Below are 24,250 nucleotides of genomic sequence, written 5' to 3' on the forward strand. Positions count from 1 at the left end.
CAGGAGAGAATAGCGCCATGGATATGAAAGAAACGAAAGAGAGGATTGGCATGGGCCAAGAGAGCAAGTTCATCTTCCCGTCCGATTTCACTTGGGGAACGGCCACGGCAGCCTTCCAGGTGGAAGGGGCGGCACATGAGGATGGCAGGACGGATTCCATCTGGGACACATATTGCGCCCGGCCGGGCGTGGTAGTCGACGGGTCCAACGGTGATGTGGCCTGCGATCAGTATCATCGCTACCCGCAGGACATAGCCCTGATGAAGCAGATGGGTGTCGGTGCCTACCGCATGTCCATATCCTGGTCCCGTATTTTTCCCACGGCTGGTGGTCCGGTGAACCAGGCCGGGCTGGATCACTACCTGAAGGTCCTTGATATGCTGCGCGACAATGGAATCAGGCCCGTCGTCACCCTGTATCACTGGGATCTTCCCCAGTACCTACAGGATGAAGGCGGCTGGCCCAGCAGGGACACAGCCCTCCGTTTTGGCGACTACGCCTCCGCTCTGGCGGCCTCCTTCGGCGACCGGGTGGACACCTGGACCACCTTGAACGAGCCCTGGTGTGCGGCCTATCTGGGCTATGGGAACGGGGCCCATGCCCCAGGGATCAAGGACTACGACCAGGCCCTGGCCGCCGTCCACCATCTGAGCCTGGCCCATGGCCTGGCCTGTCAAGCCATCAGGGCCCAGGTCGGGCAGGGTGCCCAGCTCTCGGTCACCCTCAACCTTCAGGTGACCCGGGCGGCTTCTGACAGCCCGGAGGACCTCGCCGCCAAGAAGAGGGCCGATCTCTTCGCCAACGAGGTCTTTCTGGCCCCCATGCTGGAAGGTGTCTATCCGGAAGGTGTCAGTCAGGCGGCAGGGGAGGATACCGACTGGCGCTTCGTGCAGGACGGTGACCTGGAGACCATTCATCAGCCCCTTGATGTCCTGGGACTGAACTACTACGCCACCACCTATGTCAAGGCCAGGAAGGCTGATGATGAATCCGCCGATGCGTCGGTCGGTCCCGAGGGCAAGCTGGTCGATCGTCATGCCAACGCCATGCCGGCCCAGGATGGCGTGGAGGGACTGGCCCCGCAGGGGGAGCTGACAGGGATGGGCTGGAATCAGGAACCTAAGGGTTTGACTGATGTGCTGGTCGAGCTGGGCCGACGTTTCCCCGACATAGAACTCATGGTGACCGAGAACGGTTCCGCCTGGGATGATCAGGTCAGTCGGGATCCGGACGCGCCCAGCGGGAAGATCGTTCACGACCCCAAGCGGGTAGCCTATCTGGAAGAGCATGTCAAGGCCGTGGCCAGGGCCATTCAGGCCGGGGCTCGGGTTACCGGCTACTTCGCCTGGTCCCTGCTGGACAACTTTGAGTGGGCCCTGGGCTACACCAAGCGCTTTGGGCTGATCAGGGTCGACTATGACACTCAGGAGCGGATCTGGAAGGATTCGGGAAAGCGCTACTCCCAGATTGTGCAGGCCAATGCCATCTGAAAGAGCTCTGATATCGATTGGTCTGCGATCGGTAATGGCTCCGCGTGCGATTGGTGGTCCGCACTGCCGATCCTGACCATTTAATCAGGTTGATCATGCCGACGGAGGGGGGGGGTGCTCTTCTCGTCGGCATGTAGGGCTGAATTGACATTTTTTACAACGTTAGATAAGCTTGCGTTGTCATAGCGGCATAGTCGCCGGATATGGATTCCCCCAGGTTCAAGGATTGAGCCGGATGGGAACGAAACTAGTCATAGAAGGGCAGAGCATGACCGGAACCGATGAAGAAGTCGACCGTCAGGTCAAGACTTCCGGTAAAACCGCGCGCCTCGCCTCCTCCAAACCCGCCAAGGCGCATAAGACCCTTTCTCGCGGGGGGGGGGGGGTATAAATCTTCCCTGAAGCGCTGTTGGCCTTTATGGGTCATGGTGCTTCCAGCTATGCTGTTTGTGGCCGTATTCAACTACGGCCCCATGTACGGCATTCAACTGGCATTCAGGAAGTATGATTTCACCAAGGGCCTCACCGGAGGCGACTGGGTGGGCTTCCAGTATTTCAGGCAGTTCTTCGCCTCACCTATGTTCAAGCCCCTCATGGTTAACACGATCAGGATTAGTCTGTGGACTCTGGTCATGGGCTTCATCGCCCCCATCATCCTGGCTCTCCTGATCAACCAGATCCACTCCACCAAGGTCAAGAGCTTCGTACAGACCATCACTTACATGCCGCACTTCATATCTACGGTCGTGATCGTGGCCATGATCAACCTCTTCCTGACCCCGTCCACGGGTCTGCTCACCCGTTTCCTCTCCTTCCTTCACATTGACAATGCCAACTTCATGGGGAACCCCAGCACCTTTACGCCAATCTACTGGATCAGCGAGGTCTGGCAGCATATGGGCTGGAACTCGATCATCTACCTGGCCGCACTCAGTTCGGTCGACGTGGCCCTCTACGAGGCAGCCAAGATGGATGGGGCAGGCCGCTTCCAGTTGATTCGTTACATCGATATACCTGCCATAATGCCTACCGCCGGCGTCCTCCTGATCCTGAACATGGGCGGTGTGCTCAACGTAGGCTTCGAAAAGGTGTTCCTCATGCAGAACACCCTGAACCTACCGGCCTCCGAAGTCATATCGACCTACACCTACAAAATCGGCATTCTGCAAAATCAATTCTCATATTCCACGGCTATCGGCCTATTCAACATGCTCATTAATTTCGTCTTCCTGGTCATCGCCAATCAGATCTCCAGGAGGGTGTCTCATACCGGCATCTTCTGAGGGGGAGGAAGACAAAATGGAAAACACGCAAGATATGGCACGCTCCGGGGCCCGCAGGGTCAGACGGCTGATTGGGGGCAGAACGCTGGGAGACTGGGTGGCTGACCTGATTATCGTCCTCATCCTGCTACTGATAGTGGCCTCCATCCTCTATCCAATTTGGTTCATCATCATCGCTTCGGTCTCGGATCAGACCCTGGTCAATACAGGCCAGGTCACCTGGTTTCCCAAGGGCATTTCAGCCTATGGCTTCCAGCAGATTCTGGGGGATGACAGAATCTGGAACGGCTACCGGAATACGTTGATTTACACTGTGGCAGGCACCGTTTTGAACTTGGTGGTCACGATGCCGGCGGCTTTCGCCCTCTCCCGACCCGAGTTCAAGTGGCGCCGCCTGATCATGCTCTTCTTCACCATTACCATGTTCGTCAACGGCGGTTTGATCCCCACATACCTTCTTTACAAGCAGCTGGACCTCCTGGACTCCTGGGCGGTCTTCGTCATTCCCCAGGCCCTGAATGTCTACAACCTGATCATCGCCCGGTCCTTCTTCGAGAGCTCCATCCCCGAGGACCTCCACGATGCCGCTCAGATTGACGGGGTGGGGTACTTCCGCTACTTTACGCGGATTGTCATCCCCCTGAGTTCTGCGATCATCGCCGTCATCGGCCTGTACTACCTGGTACAGCACTGGAATGACTTCTTTACCGGTCTGGTATACATACGCACCTACGACAAGCAGCCACTCCAGATCGTCCTGCGTGACATCCTCCTGTCCAACCAAGCTTTCCAGGGAGGGTCGGGCTCGACAGCCGGCGCTGGATACGGACAGGAGTTCGCTGATCAGATCAAGTACGGGGTGATCATCGTCTCCACCCTCCCTCTCCTGGTCATCTACCCCTTCATACAGAAGTACTTCAACAAAGGTGTCATGATCGGGGCAATCAAGGGCTGATTGCACCGGACCGTCCTACTGACGGGGAACAAAGACAAGACGTATGGGCCGGACAGCTATGGCTGTGCCCGGGGAAGGAGGAAGCATGCACAGATTCGCCCTCGGATACGAGCAGGCGGCCCGCTTGGTCCTGGTGACCTTCATCACGAACCTGGCTCTACTGGCACATACCATCATGGGGCTTGTTCTGGTAGGCTTCTTCCCCTCCCTGGCCGCGACCTGCGGGGTTTTCAGGAGGTGGCTGACAGATGAGGACAGGGAGTGGGGGATTGCCCAGACCTGGCGGACCTTCCACCGTCTGTGGAAGAGGGAGCTCAGAGGGGCCAACATCTTCGGTTGGGGGCAGGCCGCCATCTGGGCCCTCCTGCTGGGGGATTATTGGATTGTCAACTTTCATCGGACCGGCAGGGTCGGGGTTTTCGTCTCTGGCATCCTCTTCTGCCTCATGGTCTTCCTGATTCTCGCCACTGCCCTGTCCTGGGTCCTCTTCGCCCTTTACGACCAGGGGGTCGGTTGGATCCTGGTCAGGTCGGTTCAAATGGTCCTGGCGCGCCCCTGGATGAGTGTGGTTCTGGCTTTCGGCCTGGCCCTTATGGCCTTTGCCTGCTGGTCCTGGCCTGGCCTGGCTGTGGTCTTCGGGCCTGCACTGCCCTGCCTCCTGTCGTCGTCAGCGGTCTGGTTCTACGGCAGGCTCGATGGTTTTTCCGTCCGGATGCGCCAGGGCGCGCAGGGCGGGATGGCAACGAAAGGAGAGTGACGGATTCGTCCTTTTACGTACATTGCCCGGATCGATGCGATTGGTGCATGGGCCCGGGGTAAGCAGAGAAGTTCACTGTCGAACAGGAGAAGCGAATCATGAGTTCGTTTGGGAAACACAGTTTCAGAAACCGTCTGGTGGCCGTGGGGGCCATGACGATGGCCATGTCGATGATGCTGGCCGGTTGCGGCGGTTCCAAGGAACCCACCACCAATGCCCAGGGCCAGCCGATCATCACGATAGCCGTGGCCAAGCACCCTTTGACCAAGAAGATATCCAAGATGAAGTGGCCCAAGCAGCTGGAGAAGGAGTGTGGCTGCGAAATCCATTGGCAGGAGGCCAGCTCGGACTGGGACCAGAAGAAGCAGGCCATGCTGGCAGCCGGCGATGTGCCCGACCTCATCCTCAAGGGGATCAACCTGGCAGACATAGCCACTTACAGCACCCTCTTCGAGGATCTGAGCCAGGACCTGGATAAGATGCCGAATGTCAAGAAGATGTTCAAGACCGACCCCACGGCCAAGCAGGTGGTCTCCATGCCTGACGGGAAGATCTACATCCTGCCCGCTGTCAAGAAGGGAATCTGGCCCAAGGCAGTCAGCCACATGTACATCAACAAACAGTGGCTGGACAAGCTGGGCCTGCAGGTGCCGACCACCTGGGATGAGCTTGAGGAGGTGCTCAAGGCCTTCAAGACCAAGGACCCCAATGGCAACGGACAAGCCGACGAGATCCCCTTCGACTTCCAGTCTCCCGGTACCGGAGGCTTCGGTGACTATCAGCCCACCCTCCTGTTGGGGAGCCTAGGCATCGTGACGTCGGTAGGTGGCACTCAGGGCTACTATGCCGACAAGGGCAAGATCAAGTCCTTCCTGACCGATGACCGCTACAAGGAGCTGATCCAGTTCCTCAACAGGCTCTGGGGTGAGGGGTTGATCGCCAAGGACGCTTTCACCCACGACTACTCCAAGTCCCAGTCCACCGCACGAGGACAGGGCGACAAGGCCAAAATCGGCTTCACCTGGGGGTGGACGGCTTCCGACCGCTTTGGTGACAAGTTGGCCAGTCAGTATGTGGCCATGCCGCAGCTAAAGGCCAAGGCCGACCAGAATCCGGATGAGCTGGTCTACGACACCCAGGGGGACCGGTTGGACTATAGTGAGTTCGCACTGGTGGTCTCGGCCAAGAGCAAGAACAAGGAAACCGCCATCAAGGTGGCCAACGCCTTCTATGGGCAGGACATGTCCCTGCAGATGCTCTGGGGTGACCTAGGCACGGACGTGCAGAAGACAGGGCCGGACTCCTATAAGGTCCTGCCGCCTGCTGACTCCAGCAAGGACCCCTCCACCTGGAAGTGGACGGAGACCCTGGCTGATGATTCTCCCTACTGGATCCGTCCCAATCTCAAGATCGAGCTGCCAGCAGATCTTGAGGAGGTCAAGAGCCAGGAGCAGCCCCTTGAGCCGGCCCTGTCCCATGTGGACCCCAAGCTGGATGTCATTCCGGGTGCCCTCAAGTATTCCTCCGAGGATCAGACCACCATGCAGAACAACAACACGACCCTGATGAACACCGCTATGACCAAGTTCGCCCAGTGGGTGACCAAGGGTGGTGTGGACCAGGATTGGGACAACTATGTGCAGACCCTGAAAAAGGCCAATTTGGATCAGAACATCAAATTGGTGCAGAAGGCCTACGACCAGTACTACTCAAAGAATTGACAGATGCGGACGTGCCCTGGGGTCCCCAGTGATTCAAGGAAGGTCTCCAGGGTTCGTCGGACCCCGTGCCCGCCCAAACTATACGATATGGTCTTCGGGAGGACCGATGAGGCGGCCGGGTTGGTGACTGGCCGGTTGGCAACTGGCCACCGTTTGAGTTCAGGGTGGTCTCAGTCCACCTCTCAGAGCTCGGCACAGTCTCTAGAGCGCTGCCGTATTCACGGAACAGGAGGGCTGCCCGCCGGGCTCTTGCCTTCTCCCGGTGGGTTGCCCTCTTGCACCATTGTGTCCGGCCGCCTACATTCCCTACCGGAGTGATCATGACCGGTAATCATGAGAAAGTGGTGTAGGAGCTCTATGCCTGGTTCGACGCCGTCATCGGCTATCTGTCGGCATGCATCGAGCTTTGGGCTGATCAGAGTCGACTATGACACTCAGGAGCGGTTCTGGAAGGATTCCGGTCTGAGCACGACGGCTTATAAACGCGTCCGCGAGGCGGTTGGGCATCGCTGTCCGACCGCCCCGCCTTTGTCTTAGATCCAGCTGGACAGCCACATATGCATGCGCCAGAAGTCGTAGGGGATAGGCATGGCGGTCCACAGTGGATAGAAGAAGACCGAAGTCAGGCCAAGCAGGGTTAGGCCCATGATCATGGTCTGCCGGTAGAGGACGCTGTCCGAGTTCTGCCGTAGCCAGTTGACCACGTAACAGATTGCCAGAATCATCCAGGGCAGGATGACGATGGAATAGAAGGTGAAGGTGGTCCGGTTCATATATTGGACCCAGGGCAGCCAGCCGGCCAACATGCCTGCCAACACACCCCAGATGCGCCAATCTCCGTGCTTGACCACGACGGCGATGACGATGGCCAGGATTACGCAGATGCTGCCAAGCCACCAGGTCAGAGGATTGCCCAGGGAGGTGACGGCCGCCACGCAGGGGGAGTCCTTGGCCAGTCCGCACAGGCCGGGGAAGCCCGTGAGCTTCTGCCAGTAGAAACTGGTGGGCCTGATTTGCAGGGGCCATGTCAGGGGATTGGCCATGTATGGATGGCGGGTATGCAGAGTGGTGTGGAAGTGCCACATCTGCCGATGGTATTCAGCCAGGGATCGGAGCCCCTCCGGCAACCAGGTCAGACCCTGACCAGGGTGCTGGGCCGCCCAATTGTGCATGAATGAATCGCCGTGCAGGAACCACCCCGTCCAGGAGGCCAGATAGGTGCCCGCCCAGATGGGAATCATAAGCAAGGCCGCCGGCAGCCCGTCCCGGAACACGGCACTCTGCAACCAGGATCCGTATCCTGCCTGATGGCGCTCCCAGCCGTCCCAGAGCACCGAGATCAGGGCGAAGACGGCGAAGAAATAGGCACCTGACCACTTGGTGCCGGTGGCCAGACCCAGTAGCAGGGCGGCGGCCGTCCGCCACCAGGACCAGGCGATGAAGGGGCCGGTGGTGGCCACGGGCAGCTCGACACGGCTTTCCTGCCCTTGATGCCCCTGTGACTGAATGACCTTCACCCGGTAGTGCAGACGGAAGTCAGCCTGGTCCTTGGCCCAGGATTGTCGCAGCCTGGCCCGAGCCCAGTCCCGATGGCCCATCAGGCACAGCCAGGCCCCCAGGACGAAGATCATGACGAAGTTGTCCAGCAGGCCGGTACGGCTCATGACGATGCCTAGACCGTCTATGGCCATGAGGAAGCCGGCCGTCAGGGCGATAGGCAGGTTATGGAAGAGGCGCAGGGCCACACGGCAGAGCAGCAGGATGGCGATGGTGCCGGCCAGGGCGGTGGCCACTCGCCAGGCGAAGGGGTTGCCGGCTCCACCGAAGAGCTTGAGTCCCAGGGCGATGCACCATTTGCCCACCGGCGGGTGAACCACGTATTCGGCCTGGGGCAGCCAGCCGTTGGTGTGCCCCTGGGCGAAGATCTGGTCGATGGGAAGGTCCAGCGGGCCGGCTGTTTTCGGCCAGTTGCGGGGCTCGCCGGTCATCAGCATGGTCCAGGCGTCTTTGACGTAATAGGTCTCGTCGAAGACGATGGCCCGGGGGCTGCCCAGCCGCACAAATCGCAGGAGCCCGCCTAGAAGAGCCATGAGGATGCAGGCCAGCCAGCCGCTCTGCCGATGGGAGAGCCGGGGAATCCGGTTGATCCCTCTCTTGGTATGCTGACCCTTGGGCCTGTTGAAGATGGACAGCATGGCAGGGCGACCGGACCGGTGGGCGGCGTGCCTGCCGTGTCTGGAGGAGCGATGCTGCGAAGAAAGCCCTGCCAAAGATGTCATCACCCCCTAGATTAGGCCATACTAAAGGCATGAGCAGCATGAATGGCCGGAGCGATGGACATATACAGGGCGGAGAAAGTCATGAGGAGTCGATTCCACCCAGTGTTTCACGTGGAATGGTGGTGCTGGCGGCCACGCCTATAGGCAATGTCGCCGATGCCTCGACACGATTGGTGAAGCTCCTGCAGTCGGCGGATCTGGTGGCAGCAGAGGACACGCGGAGGCTCTATGATTTGGCCAACCGGTTGGGGGTGCGCGTAGGCGGCAGGGTTATGGCTTATCACGATCACAATGAGAGGCGGATGGCTGACCCCATCCTGGACCAGGTTCGTGACGGGGCCTGCGCGCTGGTGGTTTCGGATGCGGGCATGCCCACTATCAACGATCCGGGCATGGCCATCGTCAGGCGAGCCATCGAACGAGGCATACCGGTCACCTGTGCTCCTGGGCCTAGCGCCGTACTGGACGCCCTGGCCCTCTCTGGCCTGCCCACCGACCGCTTCTGCTACGAGGGGTTTCTTCCCCGCCGACACCAGGAGCGGCTGCGGCATCTGCGCACCCTGCGCAGCGAGGAGCGGACCATGGTCTTCTACGAGACGCCCCACCGCATCGATCAGGCTATGCAGGACCTTCAGGAGGTCTTCGGCCCCGATAGGCTCATGGCCCTCTGCCGGGAGCTGACCAAGGAGCATGAGCAGATCCGGCGGGGCACAGTTGGCGACATCGTGCAATCCCTGCGAGAAGATCCCCCCAGGGGAGAGATGGTCCTGGTCGTGGCTGGTGCCTCCGCCCTGGAGGCCAGGCGCAACGATCCGGATGCTATGGATGACCAGCAGCTGGCCACTCTGGCACGTGATCTGGCCAGATCCGAGGGCCTGCGGCTCAAGGAGGCCATCGCCCGGGTGGCTGCGGAGCATCCCCTGACCGATGGTAGCCTGCCCAATCGCAAAAGGATTTATGCCTTGGCTGTTGAAGAGGATAAGGAGGACTGATTCCCGTTCCCTTCATCAAGCAGCACCTCCAGTGCCCTGCGCACACCGGGTCCGCCTAGTTGGGAGACGGCCTCCAGCAGGGCCGGCGAGGCGGCGGGATTGGCTACCAGCCATCGACGCAGCTGCGGTTCTTCTCGGGCAATGGCCCAGAGGATGCTCGGGTCGGTCTCGGGGTCTGTGGCCATCAGGGCCGTCGGCACCAGAGGAGGCTCTGGCGGTGGGGCGCGCACCTCGGTCATTGGTCCCAAGCTATCGGAATCTTCTCGGTTCAAATTGTCTTCCGCCCAGGGGTGCGACCGGCTGCTGACGGCAGTCATGAGCCGGGCCATGCGTTCAGCAGCGGAGAATCCACGACGGCCCCGATTCTGATTCCGATTCCAGTGTCGATGATGGCCATGACCGTGTCGGCCACCTCTCATCGCCTGGTTCATAGGATCGCCTTGAGTCGTCTTATGGTCTCCAGTCCTTGGGCGTGGCCAGGCCAGCGCGGGTTGGAGGACAGGAGCTCCTCGCAGGATCCGCAGCTGACCTGATACCGCTCCATGAGTTCATGCAAGACCGCCGTAATCTCCTCCCCGTTGCATCGGCCCGAGGAATCGCAGGCCAGATCGCAGGCCGTCCAGAGTGGCGAAGTCACCCAGAGCTTCCCGAGCTTCATCAGGTAGCGGGCATCCAGCTGTCGCTGGTGGGGTCGCAGGGGCCTGCCGTGAACCGGCGTGCGGAAGTGGGAGTTGGAGATGATGTCCAGCGTATCGGGGAATTGGCCGTTGATCCATATCCAGAGCGCCAGACCGCCGCATGCCGCTGCGCCGTAAGGAACCATGGGCGTGACGATGGAGGCGCGACCGTAGAGTCCCTCAGCCTGTTCGTTCAGGTAGCAGCAGGATTGGTCCAGACAGGTCACGATCCCTTCCTTCACCAGCAGGCTAAGGCTGAGCGGACCGGGCAGGTCCTCGGTTTGGATCAGGCTGGGCAGCGGTTTGGGTTCGGGGATCGGTGCCCCAAATTCGGCCGTAGAAGGACGGCTGCGGGTATGAGTCGGCGCTCCCCCGGCTTGTAGTGGTCGACTTGGCGGCTTGGTGGTAGCTCTAGGAGGGCGGCTGGCGCTAACGGCAGTGGTAGGCGTCCACGATGCTCCCCCGAGCGCGTGTTCTCGATTCATGGTTCGACTGTAAATGGTCCTTCCCGGGTTTGCCTGAGGGAGAGCCAAATTTGTGCATTTGTGGATAATTCGCTTGCTCGGCGGCAGTCCTGTGGACGAGCAGGGGGATTGTAGGCCTGAGCCGATAATCTTGCTGATATGAGTCATATCCTTGTTTCCGTCGCCTGGCCCTACGCGAATGGGCCCCGTCACATTGGCCACGTCGCTGGGTTCGGTGTTCCCTCGGACGTCTATGCACGCTACGAACGCATGAAGGGCAATGATGTCCTTATGGTTTCGGGGACTGACGAGCACGGCACTCCCATCCTGGTGGAGGCTGACGCCGAAGGTGTGGGACCTCAGGAGATCGCTGACCGTTACAATCGGGTCATCGTCAAGGATCTGTGCGATCTGGGGCTCAGCTATGACCTTTTCACCAGGACCACAACCGGCAATCATGAGAAGGTGGTGCAGGAGCTTTTCCGCCAGTGCCGGGCCAATGGCTATATCTATGAGGGCCAGCAGAAGGTGGCCATATCGCCTTCCACGGGCCGGACCCTGCCGGACCGTTATATCGAGGGTACCTGCCCCATCTGTGGCGCCGACGGCGCTCGCGGCGACCAATGCGACAACTGCGGTAACGAGCTGGATCCGGACGAGCTGATCAACCCTGTGTCCAAGATCAATGGGGAGACCCCTCGGTTTGAGGAGTCAAAGCACTTCTTCCTTGATCTTCCCGCTCTGGCCGAGGCCAACCTGGCCTGGCTGAAGACCCGCAAGGGCTGGCGCAGCAATGTGCTCAACTTCTCCCTGGGGCTCTTCAAGGAGGTCAAGCCGCGGGCCATCACGCGCGACATCGACTGGGGGATTCCCGTACCTGTGGACGGCTGGGTCGACGACCCCAACAAGAAGCTCTATGTCTGGTTCGATGCCGTCATCGGCTACCTGTCGGCATCCATCGAGTGGGCCCGCCGTCAGGGCGACCCCGAGGCCTGGCGCAAGTGGTGGAATGACCCCAAGGCACTGGGCTACTACTTCATGGGCAAGGACAACATCACTTTCCATTCGCAGATCTGGCCCTCGGAGATTCTGGCCTACAACGGCCAGGGTTCCAAGGGCGGACAGCCGGGATCCTACGGCAAACTCAACCTGCCTGAGCAGGTGGTGGCCAGCGAGTTCATGACCATGGAGGGCAAGAAGTTCAGCTCCTCCAGGGGCATCGTCATCTATGTCAAGGACATCCTGGCACGCTATCCGGTCGATGCAGTCCGCTACTACATTTCCATCGCCGGGCCGGAGACTTCGGACTCGGACTTCACCTGGGCTGAGTTCGTCCGACACAACAACGAGGAGCTGGCCGCCTCCTGGGGCAACTTGGTCAACCGCGTGGCCAACCTGCTCAACAAGGACTTCGGCAGCATCCCCCACATCGAGGAGGACTGGCTGACCGAGGAGGACAACGCCCTGCTGGACCGCAGCCTGCAGGCCTTCGATACCGTGGGGTCTCTGATCGAGAATCACCGTCAGAAGGCCGCCCTGGTCGAGGCCATGGCTCTGGTTGGCGACATCAACAAGTACATCTCCGCCCAGGAGCCTTGGAAAATTAAGGATGACCAGAACCGATTGGCTGCTGTCCTGCATACCGCCGCCCAGGCCGTGCTGGATGCCAACATCATGCTGGCCCCCTTCCTGCCTCATGCCTCTCAACGGGTCTGGGAGACCATGGGCGGCAAGGGCACCTTCTCACCCTTACCCCATGTCGAGGAGGTTGACGACCTGGACCGGTCCGACTTCCACTATCCCATCATCACCGGCGACTATAGGCTGGGGGAGACGGTCCATCCTTGGGCTCGTGAGCCCCTTAGGGACGGTACGCCGATTGATCGGCCCACACCCATCTTCCCGCGCATTCCCAAGGAAGCCGTGCAGGAGGAGCTGGACCGCTTCCAGGAGCAGCTGGACCGCCGCAAGGCCAAGGAGCGCGCCAGATTCGAGGCCGAGCAGGCCAAGCTGGGCGACCAGGGCAAGTAAACAGTCGACGCGCCCGGGACGGTATTCGTGATTCACAGAGAACTTTGAGGTTTTCGGACACTTCCTCCAAGGTAGCGCTGGTTATATTTGTTCTGTCGGTTGAGGTACTGGCCGATGGGGGTCATGCGGCCCCGATAACTGAACCCCTTCTTCTCTCTCTTCTCGCCCGGCGGCTCTTCGAACCGCCGGGTTCTTTCGTCATGGAAGACTCATAGGATGAGTAACCATGAAGGTTGCCCAATTCGCCTGTGTGCTCTTCGATCTGGACGGGGTGCTGGTGCCCACGACCATCCTGCACAAGGCCGCCTGGAAGGCGTTGTTCGATCAGGTCCTGCCCGCGAACGTCCCAGCCTACACGGAGCAGGACTACTACGCTTACGTGGATGGCCGGCCCCGCTATGACGGTGTCGACGCCCTGTTGCGCAGCAGGGGCATCGAGCTGGACTGGGGCAACCCCGACGACGATCCGCAGCTGGACACCGTCTGCGGATACGGCAATCGCAAGAACATGACCTTTGAGCGGATGCTGAAGCAGAAGGGCATCGATCCCTACCCGGACACGGTGGATCTGCTCAGGCACCTGCGCACCGACAAGAAGCGTCTGGCTGTGGTGTCCAGTTCGCGCAACACGGCCCAGGTCCTCCAGGCTGCCGGGATTGCCGGATACTTCGATACCGTGGTGGACGGCAATCTCAAGGACAAGATGGGTCTTCAGGGTAAGCCTGCTCCGGACACCTACGCCTATGCGGCCAAGGTGCTTGGACTGCGTAATGAGGATGCTGTTGTGGTCGAGGACGCCATCTCTGGCGTGGCCGCCGGTCATGCGGGCAGGTTCGGCCTGGTTGTGGGCGTGAACAGGGGGGCCGGCCGTGAGCAGCTGCTCAAGGCAGGTGCGGACCTGGTGGTGGACCAGCTGATCGAACTGATCGACGATGATGCTAGCGAGCGTGGGCAGAGGGAGGACCCCAGTCTGGATGAGGATCGCTTCCCTGTGGAGGACTGGGGGCTCAGCGAGGTCGGTCGGCCCGACGCGGTCAGCGCCACGATTTTCTCAGTCACCAACGGCTCTGTCGGCGTCAGGGGCGAAGGCGGCGGGGAACGCTGCCTGGGCAACGGTACTTTCCTGAGCGGCTTCCATGACACCTTCCGGATAGCCCATCCCGAAAGCGCCTACGGATATGCCAAGGTGGGTCAGCTGATCCAGGGGGTGCCCGATGCCTCGGACTTCACCCTCAAGGTGGAGGGGCTGCCCTTGGGTCGGCCGGAGAAGACCACTCAGCGTCTGGACTTCCGAACCGGAATCGCGACCACCACCAATCTGTACGATCTGGGCCACGGCATCCACCTGAAGACCGTGCTCACCCGCATGGTCTGCCTGTATGACCGCAGCCTGAGCGTCTGCACGCTGACTGTTGAGTCGCCCGACCAGGACATGGCTGTGGTGGTCGAGGGACCGGTCAACGCCGACAACCCCCGCCATGTCAACTCCAGTGACCCCCGAAAGTCGACCTTTGTGGACGGCTGCGGAATCCATGAAGTGCTGGACAATGCGGTCTACGGTGAGCTGAGTGCGGATTGCAGGGTCTATCGCTGCAATAATTCACGGCTCAGCCTGGCCCTGGGCGTCCGGCAGTTCAGGGACGGACGGCCTGTCGAGGGATCCGGCTGGCGCATGGACGTGCCCAAGGGCGGTTCCACCCGTCTGGTCCGTTACGCCGTCTACCGCAGTCACCCCATTCTTCCGGCCGGCACCAGCGGCAACGGTCTGGTTGTGCAGACCCGGGGCGAGGGGACCAGGAATCTGGTCGAGGACTGCCGCGATCGGCTGGAGGAAGTCAGCACCCTTTCTCTGGATGAGCTGGAGCAGCGTCAGCGCGAGTGGCTGGACAGATTCTGGCAGCGGCAGGATATCCGCATCCAGGCCGACGATGGCGGTCGCACCCAGCAGATGGTGCGTTGGGAACTCTTCCAGCTGGCCCAGTCCACGGCCCAGATCGAGAACGGGGTAGGCGCCAAGGGCCTGAGCGGATCCGGCTACAGCGGCCACTACTTCTGGGACACTGAAATCTACATTCTCCCCTTCCTGATTTATTCGGCCCCTGCCCGGGCAAGAGCAGTCCTTCACTATCGCTACCTGATGCTGCCGGCGGCCAGGCGCAGGGCCTGCGCGCTCAATTTGAACGGTGCCCTCTTCCCCTGGAGGACCATTGACGGCGAGGAGGCCTCTGCCTATTTCCCCACGGGCACGGCCCAGTACCACATCGATGCCGACATCGCCTACGCGGTGGCCCAGTATGTGCAGGTCACCGGCGATGAAGACTTCCTGCAGGCCGAGGGCATCGACATCCTGGTGGAGACGGCCCGTCTCTGGATGGGCCTGGGACGGTACAAGGAGGACGGCCGCTTCCACATCCACTGTGTGACCGGCCCCGACGAGTATACGGTCCTGGTTGACGACAACCTTTACACCAACCAGATGGCCCGGTTCAACCTTCTGGCCGCTTACAAGGCCTACCAGTCCCTGTGCGAGAAGCACCCGGATCTGATCGGCGGCATACGTGAAAGGCTGCATTTCGACGACGATGAGGCCGCCAAGTGGTCTCGTGCGGCTGAGGCCATGTTCGTCCCCTTCGACGATCAGGAGGGGGTCCATGCCCAGGATGCCCAGTTCATGCAACGCCCCCGCTGGCACTTCGACCGGTTTACGGCCAGGCCCCTGCTGCTGCACTACCATCCGTTGGTCATTTACCGGCACAAGGTGCTCAAGCAGACCGACGTGGTCATGGCCCTCTACCTGCTCAGCTCCTGGTTCACTCCGGAGCAGAAGCTGGCTGATTTCGACTACTACGATCCACTGACCACCGGGGATTCGACCCTGTCTGCAGCCTCCCAGTCCATCCTCGCCGCCGAGGTGGGGCATGAACAGTTGGCCATGCAGTACTTCCGTCGGTCCTTGTTTACGGACGTGGACGATCTGCATGCCAATACGACCGATGGTATCCATCTGGCCGCCTGCGGAGGCGTCTGGTCCAGCCTGGTCTGCGGCTTCGGCGGCCTGCGGGACACCGGCGGGACCGGGCTGAGCATCGACCCCCACCTGCCTTCATCCTGGCGCTCGCTGACCTACCAGCTAGAGGTGCGGGGCACCAGGTTCCAGGTTGTCGTAACATCAGACGGTGTCGATCTGAAACGCTTGTCAGGACCTGAGTTGGACCTTCTGGTCCAGGGGCACCCACGTCGCATATGATCTCCGGATTCTAGGTCTAGACACGCCGAGAGCCGGGGTTGCATCTGGTTGAGGCTCCAATAAAATAGGCCACGCTTGGACGAATCCAGGGCGGACGCGCGCGGCCTTGCGGCGGTGAAGAACATAGCCGAGCGTCATCATCGGTCAGTCACACTCCCGGACGGTCACGGCAATGAGAAGAGACCAGATCAGAGAAGCTCAACAGGGAACGTGAGGGTGTCCTCCAATGTACGTCGATTCTGCGAAGAATCAGCACAGCAACAACCTTCGATGGATTCTCCCCTACTGCAGGCCGGACGCCGGTAGAATCGCCGCCGCCCTCGTGCTCTTTGCGGGGGATAAGGTCCTGGTCATGCTTATGCCCATTCTGGCAGGCATGATTGTGGATCAGGTCATTGGCCAGGGGCATGAGGATCGGCTGCCCAAGCTTTGTTTCGCCATGATAGCCGTCACCCTTGGTCGTAGCATCTGCCGCTATGGCTATCAGATGTTCATGGAGCGGTTCGGCCAGAACACCATCTATCGACTGGTCAGCGACGAGTACGAAAAGCTCCACGACATGGACTTCACCTACTTCAACCACACCCGTAATGGCGACATCATGAGCCGGATGACCTCGGACACCGATGCCATCCGCCACTTCGTCTCCTGGGTCTCCTACAACATCCTGGATGCTGTCTGCCTCTTTGCCGGGTCCCTGGCCGTCATGTTCACCATCGAATGGCGGCTGGCCCTGGCCTTGCTGGCTGTGACCCCATTCCTCTTCTACTTCACCTGGCAGCTCTCCAAGCACGCCCACCCGCTCTTCTACGCCATCCGCAACTCGCTGGCATCCCTTAATTCCATGGTCGAGGAGAACATCGAGGGCAACCGGGTGGTCAAGGCCTTCGTTCGCGAGCCTTATGAGACCGAGAAGTTCGATCAGCACAACGATGACTACATGCAGCGCAATATGGACTCCGCCCGCAACAGCCGCACCTACATGCCCTGGCTGGACGGCTGCTCCTACATGCTCCAGCTGATCACCCTGATTCTGGGCGGCTGGTTGGTCATCTGCCAGCAGATGACCCTGGGCGCCCTGGTCTCTTTCAACAGCTTCCTGTGGATGATTGACGGCCCGGTGCGCCAGTCCGGCTGGCTGATCAACGACGTGGAGCGCTTCAACGCCTCCTGCGTCAAGATCCGTCGGCTGCTGACGGCCGAGCCCAGGATCGTCGAGCGCAAGAACGCCCAGGCCGGCGTAGTCCAGGCGGCCACGGTCCGTGCCAAGGTCAACGGCGAGCAGACCGAGGACCCGGTGAGGATCCGTGGGGACATCCGCTTCGACCACGTCAGCTTCGCCTTCCCCGACGATCCGGAGACCCCCATCCTCAAGGACATCGACTTCCACGTGGCGGCCGGCACCCGGCTGGGCATACTGGGGGAGACCGGCTCGGGCAAGTCCACCCTGGTCAGCCTGGTGGCCCGCTTCTACGACCCCACCGTGGGACATGTGCTCATCGACGGAATCGATGCCAGGCAGTGGCCCCTGGACCTGCTGCGGCGCCAGGTCAACATCGTGGCCCAGGACACTTTCCTCTTCTCGGACACCATCGGCGACAACATCGCCTTCGGGGCCCAGCGCGACGACGAGCAGTACGTCAGGACCATGGCCTCCATGGCCGGCGCTGACTCATTCATCAGCCGGATGCCCGAGGGCTACGACACCGTGGTGGGCGAGCGCGGCGTGGGCCTGTCGGGCGGGCAGAAGCAGCGGCTCAGTCTGGCCCGAGCTCTGGCCGACGACCCGGCCATCCTGATCATGGACGACACCACATCGGCCGTCGATATGGAGACCGAGGCCACCATCCAGCGGCATCTGCAGGAGATGGAGGGCACCAGGACCATGGTCACCATCGCCCACAGGATCTCCTCCATCAAGGATTCCGACCTGATCCTGGTCCTGGATCACGGCAGAATCGTAGAACGCGGGTCCCATGAGGATCTGGTCCACGCCCATGGCCGCTACTACCGGATCTACCGTAAGCAGCTGGGGCTGCAATCCGGACAGTCAGCGGGATTCTGACACATCAGCAGGCTTGACAAGGTGAGACGATGAAGCAGCAAAAGCAACGTTCGACGGGCACCGCGCGCAGGAACACCTTCCGCGAGGACGAGGACCTGGAGGAGCAGATCGACTTCGGTGACATCAAGCGTATAGGGGCCTATCTGAAGCCCTACCTGCGCCAGGGGGTGATCATCCTGGCGGCGGTCCTGTCCATGAGCGCCATCGCCGTGGCCATTCCCTACATGACCAAGACCATGATCGATACGGTCATCCCATCCAAAGACCCGGTTCGGCTCTTCGCCCTGGGCGCGGTCTTCCTGCTGGCCATCGTGGTCTACGAGCTCCTCCTGCGCTACCGGACCGTGGCCATCACCCAGGTGGGCCAGCTCATGCTCAAGGACATGCGCCGGGACCTCTTCACCCATATACAGACCCTGCCTTTCTCCTACTTCGATTCCCGGCCCCACGGTAAGATCCTGATCAGGGTGGTCAACTACGTCAACACCCTCTCGGATACCCTGAGCTCGGGTCTGATCAACGTGATCGCGGACATCTTCACCTTCCTGCTGACCCTGGTGGTCATGTTCGTCATCGACTGGAGGCTGACCCTCTGGTCCCTGGTCCTCATGCCCCTGCTGGTCCTCTATGTGCTGGTCCTCCAGCGCTTCCAGCGGAGGGCCTACCAGCGTCTGTCCAACAAGCAGAGCAACCTGAACGCCTACATCCATGAGTCCATCGCCGGGGTCAAGACCACGCAGACCTTCGTCAGGGAGCGCGAGCAGTTCCATACTTTCCAGGAGCAGCAGGGCCAGGTTCGCAGCGCCTGGATGCGGGCCGTGCACATCCAGTACCTGATGTGGCCAGGAGTGCAGAACATCTCCACCATCACCATCGCGCTGATCTACTATCTGGGGATCACCGGCCTGGGCGGCGTGCAGGTGACCACGGGTATGCTGATCGCCTTCGTCGGCTATGCCAACAACTTCTGGAACCCCATCATCAACATCGGCAACTTCTACAACCAGCTGATCACCTGCTCGGCATACCTGGAGCGCATCTTCGAGACCCTGGACGTCCGCCCGGAGATCGAGGACCGCCCGGGGGCCATAGAGCTGCCCCCGGTCAAGGGCAGGGTGGACTTCAACGACGTGGTCTTCAAGTACGAGCCCGGAGGCCGCAACATCCTCAACCTGGTGGACTTCCATGTGCCGGCCGGCAGCACGGTCGCCCTGGTGGGGCCCACGGGCGCCGGGAAGACCACCATCGTCAACCTTCTCTCGCGTTTCTACGACGTGACCGAGGGCAGCGTCTGCGTGGACGGGCATGACGTGCGCGACGTGACCCTGGCCTCCCTGCGCCGGCAGATGGGAGTCATGCTTCAGGACACCTTCATCTTCACCGGTAACGTGCGCGAGAACATCCGCTATGGCCGTCTGGATGCCACCGACCAGCAGATCGAGGAGGCCGCCAAGGCCGTCCATGCCCACGAGTTCATCATGGAGCTGCCCGACGGTTACGATACCAAGGTCGAGGAGCGCGGATCCACCCTCTCTGCAGGACAGCGGCAGCTGATCGCCTTTGCCAGGGTTCTGCTGGCCGACCCCCGCATCCTGATCCTGGACGAGGCGACCAGCAGCATCGACACGCGCACCGAGGAAGCCCTCCAGGCCGGACTGGCCCACCTGCTCAAGGGGCGGACCTCCTTCGTCATCGCCCACCGGTTGTCCACCATCGAGAATGCTGACCAGATCTTCTATATCGATCATGGGCAGATCGTGGAGCATGGCACCCACCAGGAGCTCCTGGCCAAGAAGGGCGCCTACTACCGGCTGCATGAGTCCCAGTACGCCATGATCCGTACAGCCAACGGCGACCAGGCACAATCGGCACAGCCTGGCGATGATGCAGGACAGGACAACCAGGTTCGGCAGGATTCGGCTGTCTCTGCCCAATAGCAGGCTGACCTATGTGTCGGTACCGGTCTTCAGCTAGCAGTATTACATCGTTGTAAAATAAGTAACGACAAGTCAAAGCCGACAGATTCGGCAGCCAGGGCAAAGGAGCGGACGTTGAGCAATACGGTTCACAAGGACGTCGAGGGAGCCGACCCCTACGGGTATCTGATGGTGCACTTCATCGAAGACCCCCAGGGGTATGCCGAGCGCCTCTACTTCGACCTGTCGCGAGGCGACGACCCTCTGAGCTGGGATCCGCTGTACGGGGGCAGGCCGCTGCTGACCTCGCACCTGGGCACCACCGGTCTGCGGGATCCCTACATGGTACGTGACCCGCGCAACGGCCGGGTCTATGTCATGGCCACCGATCTACGGGTGTTCGGCGGCGATCAGTCGCAGGGCAGCGGTTGGGATCACTGGTCCCGCCATGGCAGCACCAAGCTGATGATCTGGTCCACTGACGACCTGATTCATTGGTCAGGTCCCTGGCCGCTGGATGTGTCCTTGCGGCAGGACGGCAGCAGGGTCCCGCTGGGCATGGCCTGGGCGCCGGAGTGCCTATGGGTGCCTGACTACGAGGGGTCGGGCCAGGGGGCTTTCGTCCTCTACTGGTCATCCAAGCTCTTTGACCAGGATGATCCTGACCATGCCGACCCGTCGGCCTACGACCGGGTGCTCTGGGGGTCGACCACCGACTTCACCCAGGAGCATTTCCGCTATGGGGGTGTGCTTATCGATACCGGTCGCAATTCCATCGACACCACCATGGTCCAGCGTCCCCTTCCCGGCGGTGGCCTGCGCACCTACCGGGCCACCAAGGACAACGGCTTTGGCCGGGGTATCTGGTTGGACAGCACCGACGATCCCCGCTGGTGGCTGCCGCAGGCCCGGTGGACCACCATCCAGGAGCGGATCGGTGCCGACTGGTGCGCCGATGGCAACCCCTCGGGCGTGGAGGGCCCAGCCCTCTATGCCGACCATGCCCGGAACCGTTGGTACCTGCTGGTGGATGTGATCCCCTCCGTGGGCTACAGGCCCATGGTCAGTGATGATCCGGATGCCGGGTTCGACTACGCCCGGGAGCAGGACTTCCACCTGCGCCCCCATACCAAGCACGGCGGGGTCCTGTCCCTGACCCGACAGGAATACGAACGTCTGCGCCCTCTGGCGCAAGAGGACTGAACCAAAGGACTGAGAAAGGAGCAAGACATGGACAAGGCCTGGAGACCACCCATGGGGTGGAACAGCTGGGACAGCTACGGGACCACCGTCACCGAGCAGGAGGTGCTGAACAACGCGCAGGTCATGCGCGACAGACTGCTCCCGGCGGGCTGGGACACGGTCGTCATAGACATCGCCTGGTATGACCCAACCGCCAGGGCCCATGGCTACAACGCCAAGGCTCCTCTGGTCCTGGATGACTATGGCAGACAGCTGCCCGATCCGGTCCGGTTCCCGTCGGCGGCCGGCGGCCGGGGGTTCGCTCCTCTGGCCGCCCGGATTCACGGTCTGGGGTTGCGGTTCGGCATCCATGTCATGCGGGGTATCCCCAGGCTGGCGGTCGAGCGGAATCTGCCCGTCCTCGGCACCTCCTATACGGCCGCCCAGGTGGCTGATACCACCCATGTCTGTGCCTGGAATCCCGACAATTACGGTCTGGACCAGTCCCATCCGGGAGCCCAGGCCTGGTACGACGCCCAGGTCGACCAGTTCGCCCGTTGGGGGGTGGATTACCTGAAGGTGGACGACATGCAGGCCCCCTTCATGGACCGGGAGATCGAGGCTTACGCACGGGCCATCAGCAAGGCCGAACAGGCCCATGGCCATCCTATGATCCTCTCCCTGTCCCCGGGCACCCGGGTGCCCACCACCCATCTTGGTTTCATGCGGGACCATGCCCAACTCTGGCGGATTTCGGACGACCTTTGGGATCGTTGGCAGGACCTTTATGCCCAGTTCGCCCGTCTGGCCCGCTGGGCACCTCTGCAGAGCACAGGCCACTGGGCCGATGCGGACATGCTGCCCCTGGGGCATATCGGACTGCGGGCCGAGCGGGGCGGGGACCGGTCCAGCCTTCTGACGGCCGATGAGCAGCGCACCATGCTGACCCTTTGGGCCATGGGGCGCTCGCCGTTGATGGTGGGCGGCGACCTTCCCAGCAGTGATGAAGCCACCCTGTCGCTGCTGGACAACCCGGCCCTGGAGGAGGTTACCGCCGGTTCGGCCGACAACGGTGAGATCATCCGGGAGCCGGTCGAGGGCGGGGATGGCCAAGGCACGAAGACCTTAGGCGAGGAGATCGTCTGGAGGGCCCTGGCCAGCGACTGGGCCGACGGAACCCCCTCGGCCCATGCCGGCGGGGTCTATGCGGCTGTCTTCTGGACCGGGGATCGCCCCCGGCAGGTCAGGACGGCCCTATCCTCCCTGGTGGGTCTGGATAGGGCGGATAGGGCCTGGACCCCGGTCGACCTGTGGCGGGGCCGGGCCACTGAGTCCGCCCAGGTCAGCCTGGAAGGACAGGGTGCCGACCGGGATCTGGTGGCCCTGGTGCCTGCACACGGCGTGGTCTGGGTGGCTCTGGATCCCCGCTGAGGCGATCAGCGCTTGGAGCCCCAGATGCAGACGTTGTTGCCCAGGGCGCTGAAGGTCATGACCGTGCGGTGGTCCTTGTCCCTGGGCAACCGGGCGAAGACGCCATGGTAGGTCACGGTCCCGTCTTCCTCCTGGAGGTCCATGGACAACCGTCCCTGGTCGTCGACTTGCCAGTGGCCCTGGCGCGCTCCGGTCACCTGGCCGCCGGGCTCCAGACGGATGTCCACGGCCTTGACCACGCCCCTGTATCGGGTGCTGTGAGTGTCGGTCACCTTGCGCGGTCCCTTGAAGAAGATGGTCGGATCATGCTCCACCAGCTCATAGGTGCCGGCCTCGTCCTTGGCGCTGTAAGGGCCGCCGGCCTTGGTGCCTAGATATTCATAGGGTGCGGCCACCAGCCATCCGTCTGCTGTGGGCATCAGCTGCCGGACCCGGATCTGATGCTCCTCCTTGCGGTCGGAGAATCTGGTGTGGTAGACCACATAGTCCCGGCCGTCCTTGTCGTGCAGGGCCGTGTTACCGCCCTGTGAGACCTCGATGTCGCCCTTCTTGTCCCCGCTCCACTGGTAGGAACCCATCAGACGGATGCCTGTCTCGCTGGTCCAGTTGTCGGCCTCGCCGCTGGTGGCGATGGCTGGGTTGCCCCGCTGGTCAAGATAGGGGCCGGTGATGGAGTCCGAGCGGAACATCCGCATCTGGTAGCCGCCGGTCTGCACCAGCTTGCCGTAGGATAGGAAGAGGTACCAGTGGCCGTTGGTGTGCAGCAGCGCCGATCCTTCGCCTGAGTTGCCGAAGCCTCCGGCGAGTTTGTGCCCGTAGTAGGCGTCGGACTGGTTGGCCTGGGTGGGGTAGGTGGTGGAGTAGTCGCGCAGCCCGGTATTGGGGTCCAGGCGGATCATCCAGATGCCGCCGAACCAGGAGCCGAAGCTCATCCACAGGCCCCCCTGACCGTCATCCTTGACACAGGCATCAATCGCATTGATACCCGTATCCGTGTAGGACTGATAGCGGTCCAGCTCCGGGTCCGAGCCCAGCACCTTGGGAACGTCGGTGCGCATGTAATTGGCCCGGGTGAAGCCGGAATAGACCACTGGCCCCACGTAAGTCCAGTCGCCGTCCACCCGGTCGGCGGTCAGCAGGACGATGACCGAACGATGCTCGGCCCCGTTCAGGCTCAGGTACATGCACCACTTCTTCATGGTGGCGTTGTAGTAGACGTCGGGCGCCCACATGTTGCCGGTCACATCCGGATTGGAGGACTGCTTGGGCCAGTCCTTCCATATCTTGGCAAAGATCTTCTTGTAATCGCGGCTCAGGTTGTTGGTGAAGGGGGTCCAGTTGACCAGATCCGTACTGCGGGCATAGGCCCGATGCGAGCCGAAGACATAGTAGTTCTTGCCGGAGCGAACCACGGAGGGATCGTGTACCGAGACGCGCTTGGGCTCCTGGGTGGCGGCGGTTTTTGTTCCGCCGGCTGACGGCTGCTGGCTCGAGCAGGCGGCCAACGCCCCTGTCAACAGCATCGCCAGACCCGCCGTCAGGGCAGTCAAGGCCTTCATGGCCCGTCCGGTGCGTTTGGGTCTTCTCATGGTTCCTCGCTTTCCGTGAAGGCAGCCCGATCGACATCGATAACGACCCGCGACGTATGGCCGACCTTGCGGAGTCGGTTTGGATGAGCGAACAGCCCGGCCTCATCCATGCGGGCATCGGGCGTCGGGGACTGGTCTCCATGTATAATTTCTATCGTTAGAAACGATAGT

Annotated in this window: 16 protein-coding genes; 12 read left to right on the plus strand and 4 right to left on the minus strand. The window is 61.5% G+C overall.

Annotated elements, in window-relative coordinates; genetic code table 11:
* Window positions 1-23 precede the first annotated feature (23 nt).
* The 5 genes from P272_RS0100245 to P272_RS0100265 all read left to right on the plus strand — a co-directional run bounded on the left by P272_RS0100245 (window position 24) and on the right by P272_RS0100265 (window position 6,206).
* Entirely contained in the window at window positions 24-1,490 is a 1,467-nt protein-coding gene (locus tag P272_RS0100245; protein ID WP_253269628.1) for a glycoside hydrolase family 1 protein, read from the plus strand.
* A gap of 281 nt (window positions 1,491-1,771) precedes the next feature.
* Window positions 1,772-2,773 carry an ABC transporter permease subunit gene (locus tag P272_RS0100250; RefSeq protein ID WP_081708957.1) on the plus strand — a complete coding sequence of 334 codons (1,002 nt, stop codon included), beginning with the start codon at window positions 1,772-1,774 and terminating at the stop codon, window positions 2,771-2,773.
* A 34-nt stretch (window positions 2,774-2,807) separates the two neighbouring features.
* A complete protein-coding gene (locus P272_RS0100255; protein WP_253269646.1) occupies window positions 2,808-3,728 on the plus strand; it encodes a carbohydrate ABC transporter permease in 921 nt (306 codons plus the stop codon).
* Between the two features lie 85 nt (window positions 3,729-3,813).
* Window positions 3,814-4,485, plus strand: coding sequence for a YesL family protein (locus tag P272_RS0100260; protein ID WP_029677573.1), 672 nt, complete (start codon window positions 3,814-3,816; stop codon window positions 4,483-4,485).
* Between the two features lie 98 nt (window positions 4,486-4,583).
* A complete protein-coding gene (locus tag P272_RS0100265; RefSeq protein ID WP_029677574.1) occupies window positions 4,584-6,206 on the plus strand; it encodes an extracellular solute-binding protein in 1,623 nt (540 codons plus the stop codon).
* 533 nt (window positions 6,207-6,739) lie between these two features.
* On the opposite strand, the gene P272_RS0100270 is transcribed toward P272_RS0100265, so the two are convergent.
* Window positions 6,740-8,296 carry a dolichyl-phosphate-mannose--protein mannosyltransferase gene (locus P272_RS0100270; protein WP_044097665.1) on the minus strand — a complete coding sequence of 519 codons (1,557 nt, stop codon included), beginning with the start codon at window positions 8,294-8,296 and terminating at the stop codon, window positions 6,740-6,742.
* A 227-nt stretch (window positions 8,297-8,523) separates the two neighbouring features.
* On the opposite strand from P272_RS0100270, the gene rsmI reads away from it, so the two are divergent.
* Window positions 8,524-9,477, plus strand: a complete 954-nt coding sequence (rsmI, locus tag P272_RS0100275; RefSeq protein ID WP_081708959.1) for a 16S rRNA (cytidine(1402)-2'-O)-methyltransferase — start codon at window positions 8,524-8,526, stop codon at window positions 9,475-9,477.
* On the opposite strand, the gene P272_RS09000 is transcribed toward rsmI, so the two are convergent.
* A complete protein-coding gene (locus P272_RS09000) occupies window positions 9,441-9,716 on the minus strand; it encodes a hypothetical protein (RefSeq protein WP_081708960.1) in 276 nt (91 codons plus the stop codon). The two genes, rsmI and P272_RS09000, sit on opposite strands and share 37 nt — an antisense overlap.
* 188 nt (window positions 9,717-9,904) lie before the next feature.
* A complete protein-coding gene (locus P272_RS0100285; protein ID WP_052323053.1) occupies window positions 9,905-10,381 on the minus strand; it encodes a hypothetical protein in 477 nt (158 codons plus the stop codon).
* A gap of 396 nt (window positions 10,382-10,777) precedes the next feature.
* On the opposite strand from P272_RS0100285, the gene metG reads away from it, so the two are divergent.
* From metG to P272_RS0100315, 6 genes are all read left to right on the plus strand, one after another.
* Entirely contained in the window at window positions 10,778-12,649 is a 1,872-nt protein-coding gene (metG, locus tag P272_RS0100290; protein ID WP_029677578.1) for a methionine--tRNA ligase, read from the plus strand.
* 226 nt (window positions 12,650-12,875) lie between these two features.
* Window positions 12,876-15,896 carry an HAD-IA family hydrolase gene (locus P272_RS0100295; protein WP_052323054.1) on the plus strand — a complete coding sequence of 1,007 codons (3,021 nt, stop codon included), beginning with the start codon at window positions 12,876-12,878 and terminating at the stop codon, window positions 15,894-15,896.
* 226 nt (window positions 15,897-16,122) lie between these two features.
* Window positions 16,123-17,961, plus strand: coding sequence for an ABC transporter ATP-binding protein (locus P272_RS0100300; RefSeq protein ID WP_029677580.1), 1,839 nt, complete (start codon window positions 16,123-16,125; stop codon window positions 17,959-17,961).
* Window positions 17,962-17,990: 29 nt separating this feature from the next.
* On the plus strand, window positions 17,991-19,898 hold the full coding sequence (locus P272_RS0100305; RefSeq protein ID WP_029677581.1) for an ABC transporter ATP-binding protein: 1,908 nt from the start codon (window positions 17,991-17,993) through the stop codon (window positions 19,896-19,898).
* A 114-nt stretch (window positions 19,899-20,012) separates the two neighbouring features.
* Window positions 20,013-21,080 carry a glycoside hydrolase family 43 protein gene (locus P272_RS0100310; protein ID WP_029677582.1) on the plus strand — a complete coding sequence of 356 codons (1,068 nt, stop codon included), beginning with the start codon at window positions 20,013-20,015 and terminating at the stop codon, window positions 21,078-21,080.
* 51 nt (window positions 21,081-21,131) lie between these two features.
* Window positions 21,132-22,490, plus strand: a complete 1,359-nt coding sequence (locus P272_RS0100315; protein ID WP_029677583.1) for a glycoside hydrolase family 27 protein — start codon at window positions 21,132-21,134, stop codon at window positions 22,488-22,490.
* A 5-nt stretch (window positions 22,491-22,495) separates the two neighbouring features.
* On the opposite strand, the gene P272_RS0100320 is transcribed toward P272_RS0100315, so the two are convergent.
* Entirely contained in the window at window positions 22,496-24,079 is a 1,584-nt protein-coding gene (locus P272_RS0100320; protein ID WP_052323055.1) for a glycoside hydrolase family 43 protein, read from the minus strand.
* Window positions 24,080-24,250: the final 171 nt, after the last annotated feature.

The organism is Bifidobacterium sp. 7101, from assembly GCF_000499285.1.
Classification (GTDB): domain Bacteria; phylum Actinomycetota; class Actinomycetes; order Actinomycetales; family Bifidobacteriaceae; genus Bombiscardovia; species Bombiscardovia apis_A.

What these genes read in the sequence shown, in the direction of transcription:
- P272_RS09000 (WP_081708960.1), bottom strand. Translation starts at nt 9,716, where the DNA reads ATGACCGAGGTGCGCGCCCCACCGCCAGAGCCTCCTCTGGTGCCGACG.
- P272_RS0100270 (WP_044097665.1), bottom strand. Translation starts at nt 8,296, where the DNA reads ATGGCTCTTCTAGGCGGGCTCCTGCGATTTGTGCGGCTGGGCAGCCCC.
- P272_RS0100255 (WP_253269646.1), top strand. Translation starts at nt 2,808, where the DNA reads ATGGCACGCTCCGGGGCCCGCAGGGTCAGACGGCTGATTGGGGGCAGA.
- P272_RS0100320 (WP_052323055.1), bottom strand. Translation starts at nt 24,079, where the DNA reads ATGAGAAGACCCAAACGCACCGGACGGGCCATGAAGGCCTTGACTGCC.
- P272_RS0100265 (WP_029677574.1), top strand. Translation starts at nt 4,584, where the DNA reads ATGAGTTCGTTTGGGAAACACAGTTTCAGAAACCGTCTGGTGGCCGTG.
- P272_RS0100305 (WP_029677581.1), top strand. Translation starts at nt 17,991, where the DNA reads ATGAAGCAGCAAAAGCAACGTTCGACGGGCACCGCGCGCAGGAACACC.
- P272_RS0100250 (WP_081708957.1), top strand. Translation starts at nt 1,772, where the DNA reads ATGAAGAAGTCGACCGTCAGGTCAAGACTTCCGGTAAAACCGCGCGCC.
- P272_RS0100295 (WP_052323054.1), top strand. Translation starts at nt 12,876, where the DNA reads ATGAAGGTTGCCCAATTCGCCTGTGTGCTCTTCGATCTGGACGGGGTG.
- rsmI (WP_081708959.1), top strand. Translation starts at nt 8,524, where the DNA reads ATGAATGGCCGGAGCGATGGACATATACAGGGCGGAGAAAGTCATGAG.
- P272_RS0100245 (WP_253269628.1), top strand. Translation starts at nt 24, where the DNA reads ATGAAAGAAACGAAAGAGAGGATTGGCATGGGCCAAGAGAGCAAGTTC.
- P272_RS0100315 (WP_029677583.1), top strand. Translation starts at nt 21,132, where the DNA reads ATGGGGTGGAACAGCTGGGACAGCTACGGGACCACCGTCACCGAGCAG.
- metG (WP_029677578.1), top strand. Translation starts at nt 10,778, where the DNA reads ATGAGTCATATCCTTGTTTCCGTCGCCTGGCCCTACGCGAATGGGCCC.
- P272_RS0100260 (WP_029677573.1), top strand. Translation starts at nt 3,814, where the DNA reads ATGCACAGATTCGCCCTCGGATACGAGCAGGCGGCCCGCTTGGTCCTG.
- P272_RS0100300 (WP_029677580.1), top strand. Translation starts at nt 16,123, where the DNA reads ATGTACGTCGATTCTGCGAAGAATCAGCACAGCAACAACCTTCGATGG.